21 protein-coding genes are annotated in these 20958 nt (G+C 40.6%); 5 read left to right on the top strand and 16 right to left on the bottom strand.

Annotated features, from left to right (window positions below):
- Positions 1–203: 203 nt before the first annotated feature.
- The 12 genes from ACYQ3L_RS26590 to atpD form a co-directional block, all read right to left on the bottom strand.
- Positions 204–1103: an HlyD family secretion protein gene (locus ACYQ3L_RS26590; RefSeq protein ID WP_379996962.1), complete on the bottom strand. Its 900-nt coding sequence runs from the start codon at positions 1101–1103 to the stop codon at positions 204–206.
- 37 nt (positions 1104–1140) lie between these two features.
- The gene (locus ACYQ3L_RS26585; protein ID WP_379996960.1) at positions 1141–2400 is read right to left on the bottom strand and encodes a TolC family protein; all 1260 of its coding nucleotides are present in this window, start codon (positions 2398–2400) and stop codon (positions 1141–1143) included.
- Positions 2401–2411: 11 nt separating this feature from the next.
- Positions 2412–3032, bottom strand: a complete 621-nt coding sequence (locus tag ACYQ3L_RS26580) for a TetR/AcrR family transcriptional regulator (protein ID WP_379996958.1) — start codon at positions 3030–3032, stop codon at positions 2412–2414.
- Between the two features lie 173 nt (positions 3033–3205).
- A complete protein-coding gene (locus ACYQ3L_RS26575) occupies positions 3206–4093 on the bottom strand; it encodes a F0F1 ATP synthase subunit gamma (RefSeq protein ID WP_379996956.1) in 888 nt (295 codons plus the stop codon).
- A 7-nt stretch (positions 4094–4100) separates the two neighbouring features.
- Positions 4101–5687: a F0F1 ATP synthase subunit alpha gene (atpA, locus tag ACYQ3L_RS26570; protein WP_291111734.1), complete on the bottom strand. Its 1587-nt coding sequence runs from the start codon at positions 5685–5687 to the stop codon at positions 4101–4103.
- A 77-nt stretch (positions 5688–5764) separates the two neighbouring features.
- Positions 5765–6319 (bottom strand): F0F1 ATP synthase subunit delta, encoded by a 555-nt coding sequence (locus ACYQ3L_RS26565; RefSeq protein ID WP_379996954.1) that lies wholly within the window; start codon positions 6317–6319, stop codon positions 5765–5767.
- Positions 6320–6324: 5 nt separating this feature from the next.
- Complete coding sequence (gene atpF, locus ACYQ3L_RS26560) at positions 6325–6825, bottom strand: F0F1 ATP synthase subunit B (RefSeq protein WP_006799680.1); 501 nt, start codon at positions 6823–6825, stop codon at positions 6325–6327.
- Positions 6826–6922: 97 nt separating this feature from the next.
- Positions 6923–7171, bottom strand: coding sequence for an ATP synthase F0 subunit C (atpE, locus tag ACYQ3L_RS26555; protein WP_006799681.1), 249 nt, complete (start codon positions 7169–7171; stop codon positions 6923–6925).
- A 190-nt stretch (positions 7172–7361) separates the two neighbouring features.
- Positions 7362–8474: a F0F1 ATP synthase subunit A gene (gene atpB / locus ACYQ3L_RS26550; RefSeq protein ID WP_379996951.1), complete on the bottom strand. Its 1113-nt coding sequence runs from the start codon at positions 8472–8474 to the stop codon at positions 7362–7364.
- Between the two features lie 3 nt (positions 8475–8477).
- A complete protein-coding gene (locus ACYQ3L_RS26545; RefSeq protein WP_379996949.1) occupies positions 8478–8879 on the bottom strand; it encodes a hypothetical protein in 402 nt (133 codons plus the stop codon).
- 3 nt (positions 8880–8882) lie between these two features.
- Entirely contained in the window at positions 8883–9131 is a 249-nt protein-coding gene (atpC, locus tag ACYQ3L_RS26540) for an ATP synthase F1 subunit epsilon (RefSeq protein WP_006799684.1), read from the bottom strand.
- Positions 9132–9148: 17 nt separating this feature from the next.
- Entirely contained in the window at positions 9149–10663 is a 1515-nt protein-coding gene (gene atpD / locus ACYQ3L_RS26535; protein ID WP_379996947.1) for a F0F1 ATP synthase subunit beta, read from the bottom strand.
- A gap of 547 nt (positions 10664–11210) precedes the next feature.
- Here atpD and ACYQ3L_RS26530 point away from each other — a divergent pair.
- The 5 genes from ACYQ3L_RS26530 (at position 11211) to ACYQ3L_RS26510 (ending at position 16415) form a co-directional block, all read left to right on the top strand.
- Positions 11211–12404, top strand: coding sequence for a saccharopine dehydrogenase family protein (locus ACYQ3L_RS26530; RefSeq protein ID WP_379996945.1), 1194 nt, complete (start codon positions 11211–11213; stop codon positions 12402–12404).
- Positions 12405–12419: 15 nt separating this feature from the next.
- The gene (locus ACYQ3L_RS26525; protein WP_379996943.1) at positions 12420–14231 is read left to right on the top strand and encodes an LIC_10190 family membrane protein; all 1812 of its coding nucleotides are present in this window, start codon (positions 12420–12422) and stop codon (positions 14229–14231) included.
- Between the two features lie 216 nt (positions 14232–14447).
- Complete coding sequence (gene pyrB, locus ACYQ3L_RS26520) at positions 14448–15365, top strand: aspartate carbamoyltransferase (RefSeq protein WP_379996941.1); 918 nt, start codon at positions 14448–14450, stop codon at positions 15363–15365.
- Between the two features lie 13 nt (positions 15366–15378).
- The gene (pyrI, locus tag ACYQ3L_RS26515; RefSeq protein ID WP_379996939.1) at positions 15379–15840 is read left to right on the top strand and encodes an aspartate carbamoyltransferase regulatory subunit; all 462 of its coding nucleotides are present in this window, start codon (positions 15379–15381) and stop codon (positions 15838–15840) included.
- On the top strand, positions 15837–16415 hold the full coding sequence (locus ACYQ3L_RS26510) for a flavin reductase family protein (protein WP_379996937.1): 579 nt from the start codon (positions 15837–15839) through the stop codon (positions 16413–16415). The genes pyrI and ACYQ3L_RS26510 overlap by 4 nt, the downstream gene beginning before the upstream one ends.
- A gap of 11 nt (positions 16416–16426) precedes the next feature.
- Here ACYQ3L_RS26510 and ACYQ3L_RS26505 read toward each other — a convergent pair whose 3' ends face one another.
- The 4 genes from ACYQ3L_RS26505 to serS all read right to left on the bottom strand — a co-directional run bounded on the left by ACYQ3L_RS26505 (position 16427) and on the right by serS (position 20327).
- Entirely contained in the window at positions 16427–17185 is a 759-nt protein-coding gene (locus ACYQ3L_RS26505) for an MBL fold metallo-hydrolase (RefSeq protein WP_379996935.1), read from the bottom strand.
- Between the two features lie 10 nt (positions 17186–17195).
- Complete coding sequence (locus ACYQ3L_RS26500) at positions 17196–18134, bottom strand: SPOR domain-containing protein (protein ID WP_459952534.1); 939 nt, start codon at positions 18132–18134, stop codon at positions 17196–17198.
- 297 nt (positions 18135–18431) lie between these two features.
- Positions 18432–18956, bottom strand: a complete 525-nt coding sequence (locus tag ACYQ3L_RS26495; protein ID WP_379996931.1) for an SPOR domain-containing protein — start codon at positions 18954–18956, stop codon at positions 18432–18434.
- Positions 18957–19055: 99 nt separating this feature from the next.
- Complete coding sequence (serS, locus tag ACYQ3L_RS26490) at positions 19056–20327, bottom strand: serine--tRNA ligase (RefSeq protein WP_379996929.1); 1272 nt, start codon at positions 20325–20327, stop codon at positions 19056–19058.
- Positions 20328–20958: the final 631 nt, after the last annotated feature.

The following is a 20958-nucleotide window of genomic DNA, read 5'->3' as shown; positions in this document are numbered from 1 at the left end:
ATTTCAAGATTCCACAACTTCTTCTTTTAAACGGATGCTTATCTTCAAAGCTCCTTTCCGTAAGAATACGTTTTATTAGTTTCCGATATAAAAATATGTCCGCTATAGTTTACGGGCAATAATAAATCGACAAACAGATACTATTTCCCGATGAAACCGGTGTCCTTATATATCAATTCAGGATCTCAAGATTATATTGATTTTTAGCGCAGTTTCAACTCTCCATACATTCCTTTTTTGAGGTAGCCATCATTCTTTACGGCTATTTTTACCGCATAGACCAGATTGGCCCGTTCGTCCCGTGTCTGGATAGTTTTCGGAGTGAATTCCGATTTATCCGATATCCATGTGACAGTACCCGCATACTCTTTCATATCCTTTTCGCCGAAGTCGGCAAATACCTTGACCTGCTGCCCTATTTTCACTTCTGTAAGCTGACCGGAAGTAATATACGCCCGCAGAAACATATTGTCCATATCGGCAATCTTGAATAGTGCCCTGCCCTGAGTTGCCAGTTCTCCCTGTTCCGCATATTTGGATAATACAGTTCCTTTTATCGGGCTTGTAATAATGGATTTCTGCAATTGATCGTTCAACTGGGCAACCTGTATATCCAGCCCTGTACTTTCTTCGGATACTCCCTTGTTAGAGTTTTCCAATGTCTCGGTTTGTGCAGCCAACTGCCTTTCCAATACCAGTATCTGAGCATTGATGTCATCTACTTGTTTCTGATTGGCGGCATTGGACTTTACCAGATTCTCGAAACGTTTGAGTTCATTTCTCTGAGTAGCTATCTGCTGTTTTGTGGCTGCTATCTGACGCGGGACATCGGTATAGCGGGTTTTCACCGATTTCATATTGGCCTGTAACTGCATCTTTTTCAGATATAGCTGTACGGTGTCTATATAACCTATTTCCCTTCCTGCGTCGAGGAGTTGACCTTCTTCAAGATCAAATTGCATTATCTTCCCGTTCGCTTCTGCAGAGACAATCACTTCGGTCGTTTCAAATACACCTGATGCATCATAGTCACCATTGCTATTTCCACAAGAGGATATTAAGAAAATTATACTGATGAACGATAAGTATTTTATTAATTTCATAACGTATATTTTAGACTAGCTACCCGGCGAAGGGAGATTAATTATTCGTCGTATATTTCAGATTATATATAGATAGAAGTAATTCGATTTCATGCTGTATTTTATCTTGTTTTGCCAGATCCTCATTGGTTATTTCGCGCATCAGGTCGGTAACGGTCAGTATTCCGTTAGCTACTTTTGCCTCTGCTGCCCGTTTTACACTACTGCGGAGTGAGATTATTTCATCATCATACTTCAATAAATCCCGGTTCTTTTCTATCTCCTGTTGGTCCTGAGTGGTTTCCAAACTTGTATTGAAAAGAAAAGTCTCACGCTGTGTAAGTACATTATCCTGATTAACCTCTATCAGCTTTCTATCATTCTTTTGAGTGTAAAGGCTTCCAAAGTTCCAAGACAAACGGACTCCCCCAATATAGTACGGTGAGAAATCATTATCCAGCATATTCAATCCCGGCTTGCCGTAACCACCCGTGAGGAACAAACCCAACTTTGGCATATAGCCTGTTTTAATTGATTTTTTTTGTATTTCAAGGCTGTTGAATTGTGCGTCGAAAAGCTCCAGCTCGGGGTGATTCACTTGTGATAAAATCATCAGGTCTTCCCCTTCCGGCTTTTGCAATGTGGTACTTTTATCCAGACTCTCACCTATCAACAAAGCGAGCATGTCCAGATAAGATCTTCTGTTCGACAGCAATTGTGTTTTGTTTTGTTCCGTTTTCAACTGTTCTACTTTGACTGCATCCAGATCGGCCTGATTGGCTACTCCGTTTTGAATATAGCTCGAAATCAGGTTGTAGTTACGCTGCAATTCATCTTGCAACAGGCTGTTTTGCTTCAACCTGGCATCAAGTAACAATATACCAAAATACAATTGATTGACCCTATCGTTTATTGTATATAGCTCCACATCCAATTGTTTTTTCTCCACGTCGGCATTTGCATTGGTTATATTTTTTTTTGAGCCGATTACTCCTCCGTCCCAGATAGTCTGGGTAATATCTATCGTTGCAAAATACTGATCTTTGCTTAGTCCTTTGATGTCTATCCCCGGAACAGTAACCGGTATCTTAGTCACTTCCGACTGATACGATGCTTTTGCCGACAAAGAGAACTGGGGCAAATATCCCTTTCCTGCATTCGACAGATTATACTCTTTCGATTTCTCTATCAGCTCATACCGTCTGATAAGCGGATAATTCGCTTTTGCTTTCCGCTGACAGACCTCCAATAAAAGTGTTGCCTGCGAAAAAACAAAGGACGGAATTGAAAACAACAAAAACAACAGATACTTTTTCATAATTCCAGGGATTATTTGTCTATTTTCAACATCATTCTTATCCATTGCGGAACCAGTTTCCGGCGGTCATTGATGAAATTGGCATAGTCATCTTCTGTCATCGGACTATGTATGCTTATCAACAGAGGTTTGCCTACAATAGGAAATACTGTCATTGATACGATGTTAATGAAAATCTGAAGCGGGTCAATTCCTTTTAGATCTTTCTTATTCATCTGATCCGACATCTGTTTATAGAAATAATTGTTTTTGATGAGATTCTCAGAGATGCCTACTCTTTCCATCAGTTTTTTGGGATTTGCCTGTATTTCACTTAACACAAACAGTGGCAGATTCGGATTCTCCAAAAGAGAATCTACATAGCGATTTACAATTAAATCTATCTTTCTTGACAACTCGATGCTTTCATCATTGACAACGCCAACTATCAATCCGAACATTTGCTGCATACTTTCCTCCATTATTATATCAAAGAGTTTCTCTTTGCTGCGAAAATAATAATTGAGTAATGCCAGATTTATACCGGCTTCATCGGCTATGTCACGTGTACGGGCTTGCCCGTACCCCTTTTCCTGAAAAACTTTTCGTGCGGCTTTCTTTATTTTTTCTTCTGTGGATATATCTTTTTCCATAAGCAGATCATTACTTTCATGATGCAAATATAAATTGAATTTTCGATTTAATCAAATGATTAAATATTTATTTTAAAAATATTATTCTTTATTCTATAATCAACCGGATACAAAAAACAATAAGGGATTGTTCCTGTAGAAACAATCCCTTATTATATGGCTTAAGAGTATTATTAACCTTGCAATGCTGAAGCTCCGCCGATAATATCCAGCAACTGGTTAGTCACTGCCTGCTGACGAGACTTGTTGTATTGGATTATCAGATCCTGAACAAGCTCATCCGCATTATCCGACGCTATCTGCATAGCCATCGTACGGGCTGCGTGTTCCGATGCATTAGCATCCAGCAACGCTGCATACAGACGTGAATACAGTACCGTAGGGATCAGGCTCTCCAATATCTCTTCTTTCGAAGGTTCCAGAATATAATCGGTCTGGACAGCGTTTTTGTTTGCTGTGTCATCCGGCTGCGTATGACTAAGGTCGAAAGGTAGGAAAAGTACATTCCTCAGCTTCTGGGAACCAGTAGATATAAAATGGTGGTATATCAAAACCACCTCGTCTATCTCCTTATCGATATACTTCTTTATCAAATCTTTTGCCAAATCCTGCACCATCACGTATGATGGCTTATCGGCCATTTCCTTATAATCTCCCTGGGATACCAACCCCTGCTTCTTCACAGCATCAGCGATTTTTTTACCTATAGGATATATGAGGATATTGTCCTTTCCCAACGCTTTATACCTGTTGTATGTAGCATTAAACTCTTTCACAACATTGGCATTATAAGCTCCACACAGCGAAGAGTTGGAAGCAAAGGCTACTATTGCAACCTTTTTCACATCTCTTGTCTGAGTAAAAGGTGAATCGTAACTTGTATCCGAAGAAAGCAGATTAGTCAGAATGGCATCCAACTTTGCCTGATACGGTAGAAAGTTGCTGATGGCAGCCTGAGCTTTGTGAAGCTTAGATGATGCTATCATCTTCATCGCAGAAGTAATCTTCTTCGTGCTTTTTACCGAAGTAATCCTGGTTTTTATTTCTTTAAGAGATGCCATAATTCAATCATTTTCTATATTGAGCGGCTGTATCCTTCGCAACCTGCTTAATAATATTCTCTATATCCGCGTTGATAACACCTTTTTTCAGTTGGTCCAATACATCTGCCTGATGCTGCATTTCCAATGTTCTCAGAAATTCAGTTTCAAAATCATGGACTTTATCTTCAGGAACATGCCTCAACAGTCCGTTTGTACCACAATACAATATTGCAATCTGGCGTTCTACCGGCATTGGCGCATATTGTGGCTGAACAAGCAGCCGGGTATTTTTCTTACCTTTGTCGATAGTCATTGCCGTTACAGCATCCAGATCCCCTCCAAATTGAGTAAATGCTTCCAGCTCGCGATATTGAGCCTGGTCTATCTTCAATGTTCCGGCCACTTTTTTCATCGCCTTCACCTGAGCCGAACCACCCACACGCGATACGGATATACCAACGTTAATAGCAGGGCGCAAACCTGAGTTAAATAAGTCAACATCAAGGAAAATCTGACCGTCGGTAATAGAAATCACATTAGTAGGGATATATGCCGACACGTCACCCGCCTGAGTCTCGATAATAGGTAATGCGGTAAGCGAACCTCCCGCTTTTACTTTACCTTTAAGACTTTCGGGCAAGTCGTTCATTTGCTCGGCAACTTCCTGCTGACTGATAATCTTGGCTGCACGCTCCAACAAACGTGAGTGCAAGTAGAATACGTCTCCCGGATAAGCTTCACGACCCGGAGGACGGCGAAGAATCAGGGACACTTCACGATAAGCTACCGCTTGCTTAGATAAGTCATCATAAACCACAAGGGCATGACGGCCTGTATCACGGAAATACTCTCCGATAGCAGCTCCCGCAAATGCGCCGAAATACTGCAAGGCCGCAGGTTCGGCTGCCGTAGCAGAAACAACAACGGTATACTTCATCGCGCCTTTTTCACGAAGTGTTTCAACGATATTGGCTACTGTCGAAGCTTTCTGACCGATAGCTACATAAATACAATATACAGGGTCTCCGGCTTCATAGTTCGATTTCTGATTGATAATCGTATCGATGGCGATTGCTGTTTTTCCGGTCTGGCGGTCACCAATGATAAGCTCACGCTGACCTCTACCTATCGGAATCATGGCATCCACAGCTTTCAGACCTGTTTGCAACGGCTGCGCAACAGGCTGACGATAAATAACCCCCGGAGCTTTGCGCTCCAACGGCATTTCGAGTAGTTCGCCCGTAATAGGACCTTTTCCATCCAACGGCTGACCAAGCGGGGTGATTACACGTCCGAGCATTCCTTCACCCACATTGATGGAGGCAATTCTCTTTGTACGTTTTACCGAAAAACCTTCTTTGATCTGATCGGACGGGCCAAGCAATACAGCTCCCACATTGTCTTCCTCGAGGTTCATCACAACGGCCATAATGCCATTGTCGAACTCAAGAAGCTCATTGGCTTCCGCATTCTTCAGTCCATATATGCGAACAACACCGTCCCCTACTTCAAGAACAGTACCCACCTCGTCGAATTGCACGCGGTTGCTAATGTTCTCAAGCTGCATTTTCAGCACTTCAGAGACTTCGCTTGCTTTTATATTTTCAGACATAAATCAATTTAGTTATAAGTTATAAATTATGAATTATGAGTTTCATTCACTCATTTTCATATTGGCATATTGGTACATTAATTCATCTTACTGTTTTCTGCGACAAACTGTTGTTTAATCCGCTTCAGCTGAGTCTTCACACTGGCATCGAGCCGGTATGTATCGATATAAAGAATAAACCCTCCTTCGATATCAGGGTCTACACTTATTTCAAAATCAAGGGTTCCGGGTTTGATTGTTTGCAGCAATCCCTTCATCTTCTCTGTTACAGCAGCATCTACAGGTGTAGCTGTCACGAGCTTTCCTGTATTGATATGCTTCGACTCACAATATAAGTCCACATAACTCAATGCTATATTCCGAAGATATACCTCCCTTTTATTTTTCACAACAAGATCGACAAACCGGACAAACACACCGCTGCCTTTTCCCCCTATGGAGGCTTTAATCAGCGCGAGCTTATCATCAGCGTTCAACGTAGGATTATCCATTGCCATACGCAACCGGGGCTCGGCTGCAAATGCAGCTGCAAGCACCTTCATCTCCGAAAAGAGAATATTTTCGGATTTATTGTCAATAGCAAATTGCAACAACGCTTTAGCATATCGCTTAGAGATCATCCCTTCATTCATAACAGTTAAGATTTAGATACCATAGCCTCATCAACCAGGCGATCAATCATTGACATCTGAGCTTTTGGGTCTTTCAGAGATTCGCGAAGAACTTTTTCGGCCACATCGACGGAAAGCTCGGCTACCTGACGACGAATGTCCCGGATAGCCTGCTCTTTTTCCGCTTGTATCTGTTTCCTTATTTCTTCGAGTTCTTTAGCCCCAGCCACTTTTGCTTGTTCACGCGCTTCGTTTACAATACGGTCGCGGGTGTCGGCAGCATCCTTCAAGATCTTCACCTGTTCTGCTTTGGCCGAGTTAAGAAGTTCATCACTTTTTTCTTTTATCTTGGCCAACTGCTCATTCGCTTTATGAGCTGCATCCAATGAGTCCTGTATATAGTTTTTGCGTTCATCCACCATTTTGGTAATCACAGGGAAACCAAATTTAGCGAGAATGAAGAAAACAATACCGAACGAAAGAAGCATCCAAAAGAGAAGCCCAGATTCAGGTAATAGTAAATTCATATTTTTATTAATTTAATGTTTAAAAATTTAATATTTAAAGATTAAAGCGTTATTATCACATTTTTAAATCCTTAAATCTTAAATCCTTAAATATTTATTAAAGGATAAATCCGCATACAACAACAGCAAACAAGGCAACCCCCTCTACTAACGCTGCCGCAATAATCATGGATGTACGGATATCTCCGGCTGCATCCGGTTGACGGGCAATACCTTCCATAGCAGAACTACCGATTTTACCGATACCGATGCCTGCTCCGATTACAGCTAATCCTGCACCAAGTGCAGCACCAAAACCTGTTAAGCTTGCAGCTTCTGCTGCTTGTAATAAAGTTGATAGTAACATAATTTTTACTTTTAATTAGTTAATTATTTATTGTTTTATTTTAGTTATGAGTTACAAGTTACGAGTTACACGTCAAACACAAGTTGACAAGTAAACGAGTAAACTGGTTTTATTGTTTCTTTAAATTCGTTTCATTGGCATATTGGCACATTTTAGATCGCTGACCGTTGGTTCAAATTGGCTAATCAATTTAATGCTTTTCTTCTGCATGATGATGCGGTTCGGCTTGTGCCAGACCAATAAATACAGCCGATAACATAGTAAACACATACGCCTGGATGTATGCAACCAGAATTTCTACCAGACTGATAAAAATTGTGAGCAATACAGAAACTACAGTCATCGAGCTATTGATGACAGTTCCCAGATTGACCGTAACAAATATCAGACATGTCAAACCCAATACGATGGAGTGCCCGGCAAGGATATTTGCAAAAAGACGAATCATCAATGCAAACGGCTTGGTAAAGACACCTACCAACTCGATAGCAGGCATAATCGGAATCGGAACTTTCAACCATGTCGGCACATCTGGCCAGAATACTTCTTTCCAATATTCTTTTGTCCCGAAAAGGTTTACTGTAAAGAATGTAAACAGTGCCAATATCAGCGTGATGGCAATATTGCCCGTCACATTCGCCCCTCCCGGAAATATAGGGATCAATCCCATTATATTGTTGAAGAAGATGAAAAAGAATACGGTAAGCAGATAAGGTGAAAACTTCCTGTAATTCTTACCCACACAAGGTTTGATGATATCATCCTGAACGCTCATAATGAACATTTCCATGAAACCGACAAAACCTTTCGGAGCTTTCTTTTCCCCGCTTTTCGCCTGTTTTTTATACCAACCGGCAACGCTCATCACTATAATGAGCAATAAGACAGAGCTGATTATCAGGCTAGTAGCATTCTTGGTAAGTGAAAAATCCCACGGACGCACTTCTTCTCCTGCTGCATTCTTTTCTACTATTTTGCCTTTATATTTACCATCGGGAGCAATATAAAAGCCTTCGTATGCTTCGTGCCCGTGATGGAATCTGGTTGACATAAATATATGCCACCCGCTGGTTTCACCCTTTACTATAATTGGCAAAGGGATGCTCAGATGGAAATCGCCGAAACTAGCCATATGCCATTCATAGGAGTCGGCCAGGTGGTCGAGAATCAATTCTTTTACGTTCAATTCGCCTTCTTCCTGCTCCACTTTGGCTTCATGTCCTTCTTCCGCCGCTACAGGCTGCATGCCCGCGACTGCAAACAGAAAGAGTATGGCTATAACATATTTCAAATAGTGTTTCATATACTATTGTTGTTTTTTCTTGATCCGTTTTTCTATTCTGGTGAACAAATAGGCTTCAACGGCCAGGAACAACAGATAGAAAATCATAAAAATAAGAACGAAACTCTTTATATTTTCCTTGACTATAATTGCATATGCCCCAACAAAAATGAGTGCTGCAAATATCTTTATCACCTTTGTCAGCATATATGTATTCAACATCTGCCGCGAAGTAGCCTTCCGGCTTGCCGATTCTACATAAATGAGAATCAAAGATTCCAGTATAAGGAAAAAGAGCAAAATGCCTTCGTACCAGTGCGGATAATACTGCGGGAACTGATAGTACAGCAAAGCACCGATCAAAGCCCCTGCGATAAGGCCGAATGCCAGTAACGAAGTAATTAATTTGGCTTTAAAAAAGTCCATCCTTCAAGCTACGCAAATTGTCACAACTCCGTTGTTCACTTCCGCTATACCGCCATTCACCTCTACTGTTTTTTCCGATCCGCCGACCGTATAAATAATTACACCTTCTTTTAATGGTGAAATCAACGGTGCATGGTCGGGATAAACTCCGAAGCTGCCCGATATGCCGGGTATGACTACCGAAGCCACAGCACCCGAAAACAGTTTCTTTTCGGCTGATATAATATTAAGTTGGAGTTCTGTTTTTTTCATATTTGCTAATTTTCAAATTATTCCGCAGCCTGAGCCAGTATCTTCTTACCTTTCTCTATAGCATCTTCGATTGTACCTACATTCAGGAATGCCTGTTCAGGTAAATAATCCACCTCTCCATCCAATATGCGTTGGAAACCTTTGATAGTATCCTGAATATCGACGATCACACCCGGTACTCCGGTGAATTGCTCTGCCACATTAAACGGCTGGGACAAAAAACGTTGGATACGTCTTGCACGGTTCACAGTTTGCCTGTCCTCATCGGAAAGTTCTTCCATACCCAGAATGGCAATGATATCCTGCAGTTCCTTGTTACGCTGAAGTATTTCTTTCACCCGTTGGGCTGTATCGTAATGTTCCTGTCCTACAACTATAGGGTCGAGACTTCGGGAGGTAGAACCCAGCGGGTCCACAGCCGGATAAATACCCATCTCGGTAATCTTACGGTCGAGAACGGTCGTAGCATCCAGGTGGGAGAATGTTGTCGCAGGCGCAGGGTCGGTCAGGTCATCGGCAGGTACATACACTGCCTGTACCGATGTGATAGACCCGTTCTTAGTAGAAGTAATACGTTCCTGCATAGCCCCCATCTCCGTAGCGAGCGTAGGCTGGTAACCCACTGCCGATGGCATACGTCCCAACAAGGCCGAAACTTCCGAACCGGCTTGTGTAAAACGGAATATATTATCAATAAATAAAAGGATATCTTTTGGTCCGTCTGATTTCGCATCGCGGAATGATTCGGCAATAGTCAGTCCAGAAAGGGCTACGTCGGCACGCGCTCCCGGCGGCTCGTTCATCTGGCCGAATACAAGTGATATCTGGGATTTTTCAAGTTCCTTGGGATCTACTTTCGACAAATCCCAATGCCCCTCTTCCATGCTTTTTTCAAACTCTTCTCCGTAACGGACAACTTTCGACTCTATCATTTCACGCAACAGGTCATTCCCTTCGCGGGTACGTTCCCCTACCCCTGCAAATACAGAATAACCATTGTGCTTTTTAGCGATATTATTAATAAGTTCCATGATCAGTACGGTCTTACCAACCCCGGCACCACCGAACAAACCGACCTTACCTCCCTTTGCATACGGAGCAAGCAAGTCCACAACTTTAATCCCTGTGAAAAGAACTTCGCGTGTAGTCTGCAATTCTTCGAATTTTGGCGGTTCCCTGTGAATCGGATTTCCTCCGGTCTTATCCAAAGTACTCATACCATCGATGGCATCCCCGACAACATTCATCAGACGACCTTTCACCTGATCCCCGGCCGGCATTCTGATAGGTGAGCCCAAAGGTACCACATCCAGTCCCCGGCTCAGACCGTCGGTACTATCCATGGCTACGGCACGTACAGTGTCTTCGCCTATGTGTTGTTTAACTTCGAGAATCAAAGAGCGACCATCAGGCCTTTTAATTTCAAGGGCATCATTGATATTCGGCAAGTTCGATGCAGGGTTGGTTGTGTCGAAAAACACATCCACCACCGGTCCGATTATTTGAGATACATGCCCAACAATTTGTGACATAAGCTTTCTGTTTATTATTTATTTTCTATTATTTCCGTTTGCTCAAAAGTATGCACCATGCAAGTCTCGAAGAATCGCCTCAGCAATTCCCTACCACTTTTTATTAAAGTTTTAAAATTAATAAAACTTTTGGAGAATCAGTATATATTGAAAACCTTTCTGTATAATTTGTGGCACCAGACTCCTCTATAAATGTCGTCGCAAATATAAACAATATAAATTTTTAATAGTATTTTCGCAAACGAAAAAAATAAGTACGCTTATCATTTTTAAACTTTAGTTAACTACAATGTTTTAAATAGTTAAATATCCCCCCCGAATCATTTTGAATTGAGAGATATTTTACCTGAATGACCACAGATATACTTAATAAGAACACTGAAAGGCGCCTTTTATCAAATATGCAAAAGAAGTATCCTGCAAAGCGCATTATAATAATCAGGCTAGCCCTAAATCTGAAAACAGATACTTTCTATTTATCATTTTTAATCGTATTTTTGTAAAGCGAATTTATTCATCATTTAGAAAACCGTCTTAAAATAAAGAAATGGGAAAAGTTTTAATAATCGGAGCCGGAGGTGTCGGCACAGTTGTGGCGCACAAAGTTGCCCAGAATATGGATGTCTTCACCGAAATAATGCTGGCTAGCCGTACAAAATCGAAATGTGACGCTATTGCTAAAGCTATAGGTGGAAATAAAATACAAACAGCACAGGTTGATGCCGACAATGTGGAGGATCTGAAAAGGCTATTCAATTCATTTAACCCCGAATTGGTTATCAATGTCGCATTGCCTTATCAGGACCTGACAATAATGGATGCCTGCCTTGCTTGTGGGGTCAATTATCTGGACACTGCCAATTATGAACCGAAAGAAGAAGCTAAATACGAATACAGTTGGCAATGGGCCTATCGAGAGAGGTTTAAAGAAGCCGGGCTCACTGCAATACTGGGTTGTGGATTCGATCCCGGAGTTACCAGTGTATTCACAGCTTATGCCGCCAAACATCACTTCGATGAAATACATTACCTCGACATCGTGGATTGTAATGCAGGCGATCATGGAAAAGCTTTTGCTACCAATTTTAATCCGGAAATCAATATACGTGAAGTTACCCAGAAAGGTAAATACTGGGAAGATGGTAAATGGGTGGAGACTGAGCCTCATGCCATACACAAGCCATTGAATTACCCGAATATCGGACCAAAAGAATCGTATGTAATTTATCACGAAGAGTTGGAATCGCTTGTCAATAACTTCCCGACACTGAAACGTGCCCGTTTTTGGATGACATTCGGACAGGAATACCTCACACATTTGCGTGTTATACAGAATATAGGTATGGCACGTATCGACCCTATTGTCTATAATGGAGTGGAAATCGTACCTATCCAGTTTCTGAAAGCTGTATTACCTGACCCCGGAGAGCTAGGCGAAAATTATACAGGCGAAACATCGATAGGATGCCGCATCAAGGGTATAAAAGATGGGAAAGAGCGCACATATTATGTCTATAACAACTGCTCCCACGAAGCAGCCTATAAAGAAACAGGTGCGCAAGGGGTGAGCTACACGACCGGCGTACCCGCGACCATCGGCGCAATCATGTTTATGAAAGGCCTTTGGCACAAACCGGGAGTATATAATGTAGAAGAATTTAACCCGGACCCGTTTATGGAACAATTGAATAAACAAGGTCTGCCCTGGCACGAATTATTCGATGTGGACCTGGAAATGTAATTAAATGCTAAATATATGCTAGCAACCATAATTGCCTGGATAGTAATATCGCTTGTATTACTATCCTTTGGCGATATACTTATCCACTCTTACAACAAACTTTGCAAGCAAAAAGAGGAATACAACCTGCCCGACATTTTTATTTTGGGGATGTGTTTCATACTAATACCTTTATCGTCCACATCATTCTGGCTACCATCCAATCATTATATACTATTGGCCTTTATAATTGTCTCTATAATATACTGGGCTTTTAATAAAGAAAGATTAAAGGATCGAATCAAAAAAGCAAAACTCACTCTTTCAACCCTTTCTTCATTCCATCTGATTATTATACTAGCATCGGTCATCTCTATTTTATCTTTTGTCATATGGAGTTCCTGTGTGTTTGACGGAGCATTCTATCACCATCAAAATATCAGATGGAATGAAGAGTTTGCCGCTGTTCCGGGGCTTGCTAATCTGGAAGACAGGTTCGGGTTTAATTCCAATTATCTGTTGATATCAGCTATTTTTAGCTTCAGATTTATGTTTGGTGAACCCCTATATGCTTTACAATCAACTTTGTTTGTATATATAACATGCTGGTTATTAACAGAGCTGATAAAAAGTAATTTCAAGATAAAACATATAATAGCATCTATAATATTTTTGGTTTTCTTCTCAATAAACAGTGAACTTCTTTGTGATTCATCTACTGACATCGTACCTAACTTATGTACCTTTTACTTCATTTTAAAATTTGTATTTTACCCCAATTTATTTAAAGATCAGCTACTTTTCGTTATACTGCTACCTATAAGTTTAGTAACGTTCAAATTATCTACATTTCCTTTATCCTTTGCCAGCTTATATATAATTATACTATATTTAAAAAAGAAAACATGGCAACCTGTTCTTTTTTGTGCGGCAGTCGCAACAAGCATTATCTTTGTATGGTTTGCCAGAAATATTATTGTATCCGGTTATCTGGTCTTTCCTCTTCATGAAGTAGATTTATTCTCTTTCGACTGGAAAGTACCCGGATCGGTAGCCAAATTAGAAAGATGGGGAATACACGGTTATGCCAAGAAAGTATTTTATGAAACTGTAACAACATGGCATTATCTGAGACATGCAGTCTTAACCTACAAAATATATCTGATCAATAATAGCTTTATCATGCTTTCTTTCATAAGTATAGCAATTTCACCCTTAATAGTTTTGTATAGCTATATAAAGAAGAAAGCTGTAAACCACGTGTATTATATACTCTATATTTCCTCCTCTATATATATTCTCTATTGGGCCGTATCTGCTCCTGATTTCAGGTTTGCAAACGGAATCATCCTTTCTTCCGTATTCATTATACTCGTTATATTTTTAGGAGATAAAGCTGATGGAAGTATAAATCTAAAAAATCCGACATTGATAGCCTTTTCCCTGATACTGCTTTTCTCCGGAATAAAAAAGACGCAAAACTATTATAAACTTTTACACTTAGAATATCCTGAAATAAGGACAAAATCGTTTGCCTCCATTCTCTGTATACCATATGGAGCCAAAGATCAAGCAAAAGCGAGAGGGGTATCAATAAAATTCGAAGAGTATCGGATAAAAGATGATATAATTATTTTCCTGTCGGAGGATGAAACAGGCAGAACCTTCGATCAACTACCTGCCACAGCTAATATAGGCCTGCCATTCCAGCATCATTCAAAAGCTCAAGATGTAAGGACTATCGGGCTAAGAGGAAAAACTCTTCAAGAGGGTTTTCGCACAAAAAAAGAATATTTAGATATATTAGATTCTATGATAAAGGAAATTACAGGGAAAGAATACAAATAAAAAAAAGTATCATATTATCTCAAAAAAAGTATCTATCTTTGAACAATAATAAAATAAAGATTGTCATGAAACGGAAACATATGCGAGATCATCATTTTATACCCGAAGACAATCTATTTATTTGTAACAACTATTTTAATATATAGATAATTTATCCTCGAAGAAGTTCTCTTTTTCGGGGATTTTTTTGATATAATATCAAACCTGATTAAACATATGTGCAACAAAAGCCTGGTATCCATTACAGATTATTCTAAAGAAGATATTCTGAGAATAATCAACTTGACTAAAAAGTTTGATGAGAATCCTAACCGGAGATTATTGGAAGGTAAAGTCTGCGCTACCCTCTTCTTCGAACCCTCTACCCGTACACGCCTTAGCTTTGAGACTGCAGTTAACAGGCTGGGCGGTCGCATCATTGGTTTTTCCGATGCTGCCACCACGAGTTCCTCCAAAGGGGAAACACTTAAAGATACGATCGCCATGGTAAACAACTATGCCGACATTATCATTATGCGTCATTATCTCGAAGGGGCTGCACGCTACGCATCGGAAGTATCTTCTATACCCATCATTAATGCAGGGGACGGAGCGAACCAGCATCCGACACAAACGATGCTCGACCTTTATTCCATATTCAAAACACAAGGTACTCTCGAGGATCTCGAACTAACAGTTGTCGGTGATTTGAAATACGGACGCACTGTGCATTCCCTAATCATCGGAATGTCACATTTCAATCCTACCTTCAACTTCGTGGCTCCCGAAGAATTAAGACTACCCGAGACATACAAAAACTTCTGCGATTCGCACAATATTAAATACAAAGAGTATACAGATTTCTCACCGGAAGTAATAAACAATGCGGATATACTTTACATGACCCGTGTACAACGAGAACGGTTCACAGACCTGATGGAGTACGAAAAGGTAAAGAACGTATATATCCTCAAAAAGGATATGATAGCAGATACCAAAGAGAACCTGAGAATATTACATCCCCTTCCACGTGTAAATGAAATACAACAGGATGTGGATGACAGCCCTAAGGCTTATTACTTCGAACAGGCGAAAAACGGGGTATTCACCCGCGAAGCCGTTATATGTGATGCATTGAATATTAATGTAGAATAATTGCTATTAAGAGATGAAAGAACAAAGGAAAGAATTACAGGTAGCTGCCCTCTGCAATGGTACAGCTATAGACCATATACCTTCAGATGTAGTTTTTAAAGTAGTATCTCTGCTCGAACTGGAAAAGCTAAGCAATCCTATTACCATCGGTAATAATCTGGAGAGTAAAAAGATGAACTCTAAGGGTATCATTAAGATCTCCGACAAATTCTTTGAAGAAGAGGTCATTAATAAGATAGCTTTAGTAGCACCGAATGTTGTATTAAACATCATTAAAGACTACACAGTCGTGGAAAAGAAAAGGGTTATCCTTCCCCGGAAGATAAAAGGTATTATGAAGTGTAATAACCCTAAATGCATCACTAACAATGAACCTATGCCGACTAAATTTGAAGTTATCGACAGAGAAAACATCGAACTGCAATGCCATTATTGCAGTGTAAAAATAAAGAAAGACGAGATCATACTGAAATGAAGCAGGACTGGAAACCGGGAACGCTGATATACCCTTTACCGGCTGCCATGATTAGTTGCGGCAGTAACCCCGACGAATACAACATCATTACCCTTAGCTGGTTGGGAACCATATGTACCAATCCGCCAATGTGCTATATATCAATCCGACCCGAACGCCATTCCTACAGTATTATCAAACGGAATATGGAGTTCGTGATAAATATTACCACCGAAGAACTGGCCTATGCTACAGATTGGTGCGGTGTCAGATCAGGGAAAGACTTCAACAAATTTGACGAGATGAAGCTCACCGCAGGAAAAGCATCTATCGTGCAGGCCCCTGTCATTGAAGAATCACCATTAAATATAGAATGCCGGGTAAAAGAAATACTTGCCCTCGGTTCACATGATATGTTCATAGCCGACGTGGTAAATGTGAAAGCCGACGAGAAATACATTGACAGCACAACGGGCAAGTTCAGTCTCGAAGATGCAAACCCGATCGCTTATTCACACGGCCAGTATTACGAACTGGGTAATAAAATCGGGGGCTTCGGCTGGACTGTCAGGAAAAAGAAAGACGAAGAATTGTAAATATGGTATCACTATATAAATACCTCAAGTCCATCATAGGATAAGAACACATTCCCGGGCAGAGTCCGTTGCACCATATCGTGTAAACCTATACCATGCGACATATGGATAAGATAAGCCTTCTTGGGAGCTATCTTTTTAATTTGCTCCAATGCTTGCGACAGGTTCAGATGCGATATATGTTCCCCAATGCGTAATGCATTTATAACCAACGTATCCAAACCTTCCAATTTAGCATACTCTCTATCAGGAATAAATTTTACATCTGTCAGGTATGCAAAATCACCGATACGATAGCCCAGTATGGGGAGCTTATAGTGCATCACACCTATAGGCTGTATCTCTACATTCTTGATCCTAAAAGGTTTTTCAGCGTCCACTTCATGTAACAGCAATGCCGGAATCCCGGGATATTTCTGTTCCATGAAAAAATAAGGAGTCCGCTTCCTGAGAGCATCCAATGTAATACCATTAGCATAGATATCAACATCTGAAAATTTACAAAACGGCCGTAAATCATCTAACCCTCCAACATGATCATAATGTTCATGCGTCAGCAACACCCCGTCAATCGGAGAAAACTCTTCATTGATAATCTGTTCTCTGAAATCAGGACCGCAATCGATCAACAATCTTAAGTCATCCATACTCACTAAGACAGACGCTCGTAAGCGCCTGTCCTTTACATTGCCGGAGGTACATACCTCGCATCGACATCCTATTTCCGGAACTCCTGTAGACGTCCCTGTCCCCAAGAATTTTATTCTCATTCTTTCAAATTCATTTAAGTACCAAAATCCACAAATCGTCGAGAGGTATTCCAAAACGACTTATCCGCCTTGTTTTAGAAACTCCTTCCGTATATTTCTTTGTCACCTCTTCCAATCCCTGAATCGCCTCTGTTTCAGTATCATAATTTCCTAACAAAACGTAATACACTCCAAGATTGTTCCTTACAACTGTCGAGTATTCCCCTACCCCGTTAAATGTCCTTTTAATAAAGTCTGCATTGTTCCGGCTCTTGAAAGAACCCAGTACAATAGCATATTTCTTCATATATCCGTTATCCGCCTGATCCACTAATTTTACGTCCATAGAACGGAACAATTTCCAGTCCGAATCATTGAATGTCCGGAATGATGCCGATGGTTTTGAAACGGGAGCCACCCTCTCCGGATTCGATGTGGATGTAGTCACATCAGCTTTCGACGCAGCCGTTACCGGAGACCTTGTCCCCGAAGGGATTATAGTCGCACGCTCAGACTCTACTGCCCTTTTTGCAGAAGGAGGCCTAACTGCTGCAACTATTCCGGTTTTCTTTACCATAGGAAAGCTCTGAATTTTCGGTTCCGGAGTACCTTTCCCTACACCAGGAGTCCTGTCCTGTGTTTCAACACTGCCAAATAAAGCCTCGGAGGCTGAAGAATGAGGATCTAATTCGAGTGTAATAACCGGATGCAACAATGACTTTCCGTCTTGTATAATATCCGTCACCCCTGTAAGGTTCTTCATCACGGAGTCTAACTCCGCAACTGTAATTTTTTCTATTATAACATCTGAATCTGCAACCTTCTTGGTCTGCACAGGCATAGTCCCGTGAGTTTTATTCACAGATTGATAAAAACTTTTATATTTTTTGTCCTGATTTTTCTGAGATTTACATGGTAAGACAAGAAAGATAAAAGCCAAAAGTAAAGTTGTGTGTATAGTTATTTTCATAAAACCTATGTGTTTTGCGAATAAATAGGAAACTTTTTTACTATTCAATATACAAAGATAGAAAAAAACAAAAGGAAACAATACTCTTATACAAAGAAACTTACAAAAGCCCGTCACTTTTAACAAGCTAATATTGAAACCTTACATAACCCTGTGAACTATTTATAATAATATAAGAACTTCAAATGTTCAGATGCGGGTTTCTCTTAACCCGTTATATAGATAAAAATTATCGTATCCGATAACAAAAAAACAGGGAGAACATTATGTCCCCCCTATTATTATATTATCTGACGATCAGTATTCTCTCTGAAGTATCCACCAGTCATTGAATGGTATACCATATTTAGCTTTTAGTGTAGATGGATCGCCTAATTCCGCATATTTTGCCAGAATTTCATTTTTCTTGGCCACAGCCTGTTCTTTTGAGTCATAGCTTGCGATAATCACGCGGTACATACCTTGCTCGTTACGAGCCAGAATAATATTGTAACCATCATTACCGAATCTTTCCTTCAATGATTCTGCTCCCGGCTTCATTGCCATAGCAGCAACTACTACGCTGTATGCCTTTAATCCTGACGCATCACTCTCATATACAGGTGTTACTTTTTCCTTCCTTACAGATTCGTTAGTGCTTGGAGTGTATGTCGGTGTGGTAGCCGCGGGTTTAGAAACAGCAGCCGATGTTGTATTATCTTCCACATCTCTCTCTTTAGCCGCTTCGTACACTGATTTGTAGGCGCTTTGTTTTGGTTTACATGAACCAAAACCTATAACGAAAGCAATAGCCAATCCGATTCCAATTAATTTCTTATTCATACCTTTTTATAATTATCTTAGTTTTAACGATTAGCACAAAAATAATACATTAACTACTTAAAATAACAGTTTCCCGAATCAAATAGTTCCTTTTTCACTTTAATTAATAAATTCAAATCCCGTATATGGCACCAATGCGTCCGGTATACGGATACCTTCGGCAGTCTGATTATTCTCCAGTAAAGCAGCTACTATACGCGGCAAAGCCAGCGCGCTTCCATTCAACGTATGCACCAACTGAATCTTTTTATCAGCATCACGGTAACGGCACTTCAAACGGTTGGCCTGATAACTTTCAAAGTTCGATACAGAACTTACCTCCAGCCAACGCTGCTGTGCTGCTGAGAACACTTCGAAGTCGAATGTAAGGGCCGATGTGAAACTCATATCGCCTCCACACAGACGAAGGATGCGCCAGGGTAAACCCAATTCTTCGACAAGAGACTGAACATGAGCCACCATTTCTTTCAATGATTGGTAAGAGTGCTCCGGCTTGTCGATGCGGACAATCTCTACCTTATCGAACTGGTGCAAACGGTTCAAACCGCGCACATCTTTCCCGTATGATCCTGCTTCACGCCGGAAACAAGCCGAATAAGCGGTATTCATCACAGGAAAATCCTTCTCTTCCAATATTACATCTCGATAAATATTAGTTACCGGAACTTCCGCCGTAGGGATCAGATATAAGTCGTCCAGCGTTGCATGATACATCTGGCCTTCTTTATCCGGCAACTGGCCTGTACCGTAGCCTGACGCAGCATTTACTACATATGGAGGCTGTACTTCCATATATCCGGCTTCGCGCGCCTTATCAAGGAAATAATTGATCAATGCCCGCTGCAACCGCGCACCTTTCCCTTTGTAAACGGGAAAACCCGCACCTGAGATTTTTACCCCGAGTTCAAAGTCTATCAAATCATATTTCTTGGCTAAATCCCAGTGAGGAAGCGCGTCTTTCCCCAGATCGGGAATTGTTCCGCCGGTACGTTCCACTACATTATCTTCCGGTGTACGGCCTTCGGGAACTTCATCGGCAGGAAGATTGGGTATAAGTACAAGCAAATCCTGCAAATCCTGTTCTGCCTGACGCAAAGCATCTTCCAATATCTTATTTTCGCTTTTTAGTTCCGACACTCTGTTTTTTGCAGCTTCCGCCTCTGTCTTTTTACCTTCCTTCATCAGTTGCCCGATATGTTTGGATAAACTATTGGATTCGGCCAGGCTTGCATCGAGTGTTGTTTGCGTTTTCTTTCTTGTCTGGTCTATATCCAGTACTTTCTCTATTATTTCTTTTCCGTCGAAATGCTTCTTGGCCAGTTTTTTTATAACCAGCTCCGGATTCTCACTAATGGTTTTCAGCGTCAACATTATATCTGTTTTTTCAGGTCACGAACCTATTTTATTATTTGCGTATTTATAATAACAATATTTGAGTTACAAAGGTAACAGGAATCAATTAAGAATGAAAAATTAAGAATGAAAAATTAAGTAACAACGGTCAGTGAAGCTAATTCTTTTCCTCATAACCTGAAACTGCCCGAAGACGAAGTAACCTGCAACTGTTAAAAAGCAACAAAGGTAACAGATATATCAGTAAACAGTAAACAGTAAACAGTGAACAACTCGTATCTCGTATCTTGTCTACTCGTAACTGCCCTAGGGCGAAGTAACCTGTAACTGTTAAAAGGTAACACTTATTTCAGTTAACAGTAAACAGTCAGCAGTGAACAACTCGTATCTCGTATTTTGTCTACTCGTAACTCATAACTGCCCGAAGGGCGAAGTAACTTGTAACTGTTAAAAGGTAACAAAGGTAACAGATATATCAGTTAACAGTAAACAGTGAACAACTTGTATTTTGTATCTCGTATCTTGTCTACTCGTAACTCGTAACTGCCCTAGGGCGAAGAAATAACATTCGCCGAAGCGAAGGCGAGGCAAACTTGTAACTGTTAAAAGGTAACACTTTCCACATATTACTTCTTTTCTTCATTGTAAG

Source organism: Dysgonomonas termitidis, assembly GCF_054657735.1.
The sequence above is the reverse complement of the archived record's forward strand: the minus strand, read 5'-3'. Positions and strand labels throughout refer to the sequence as shown.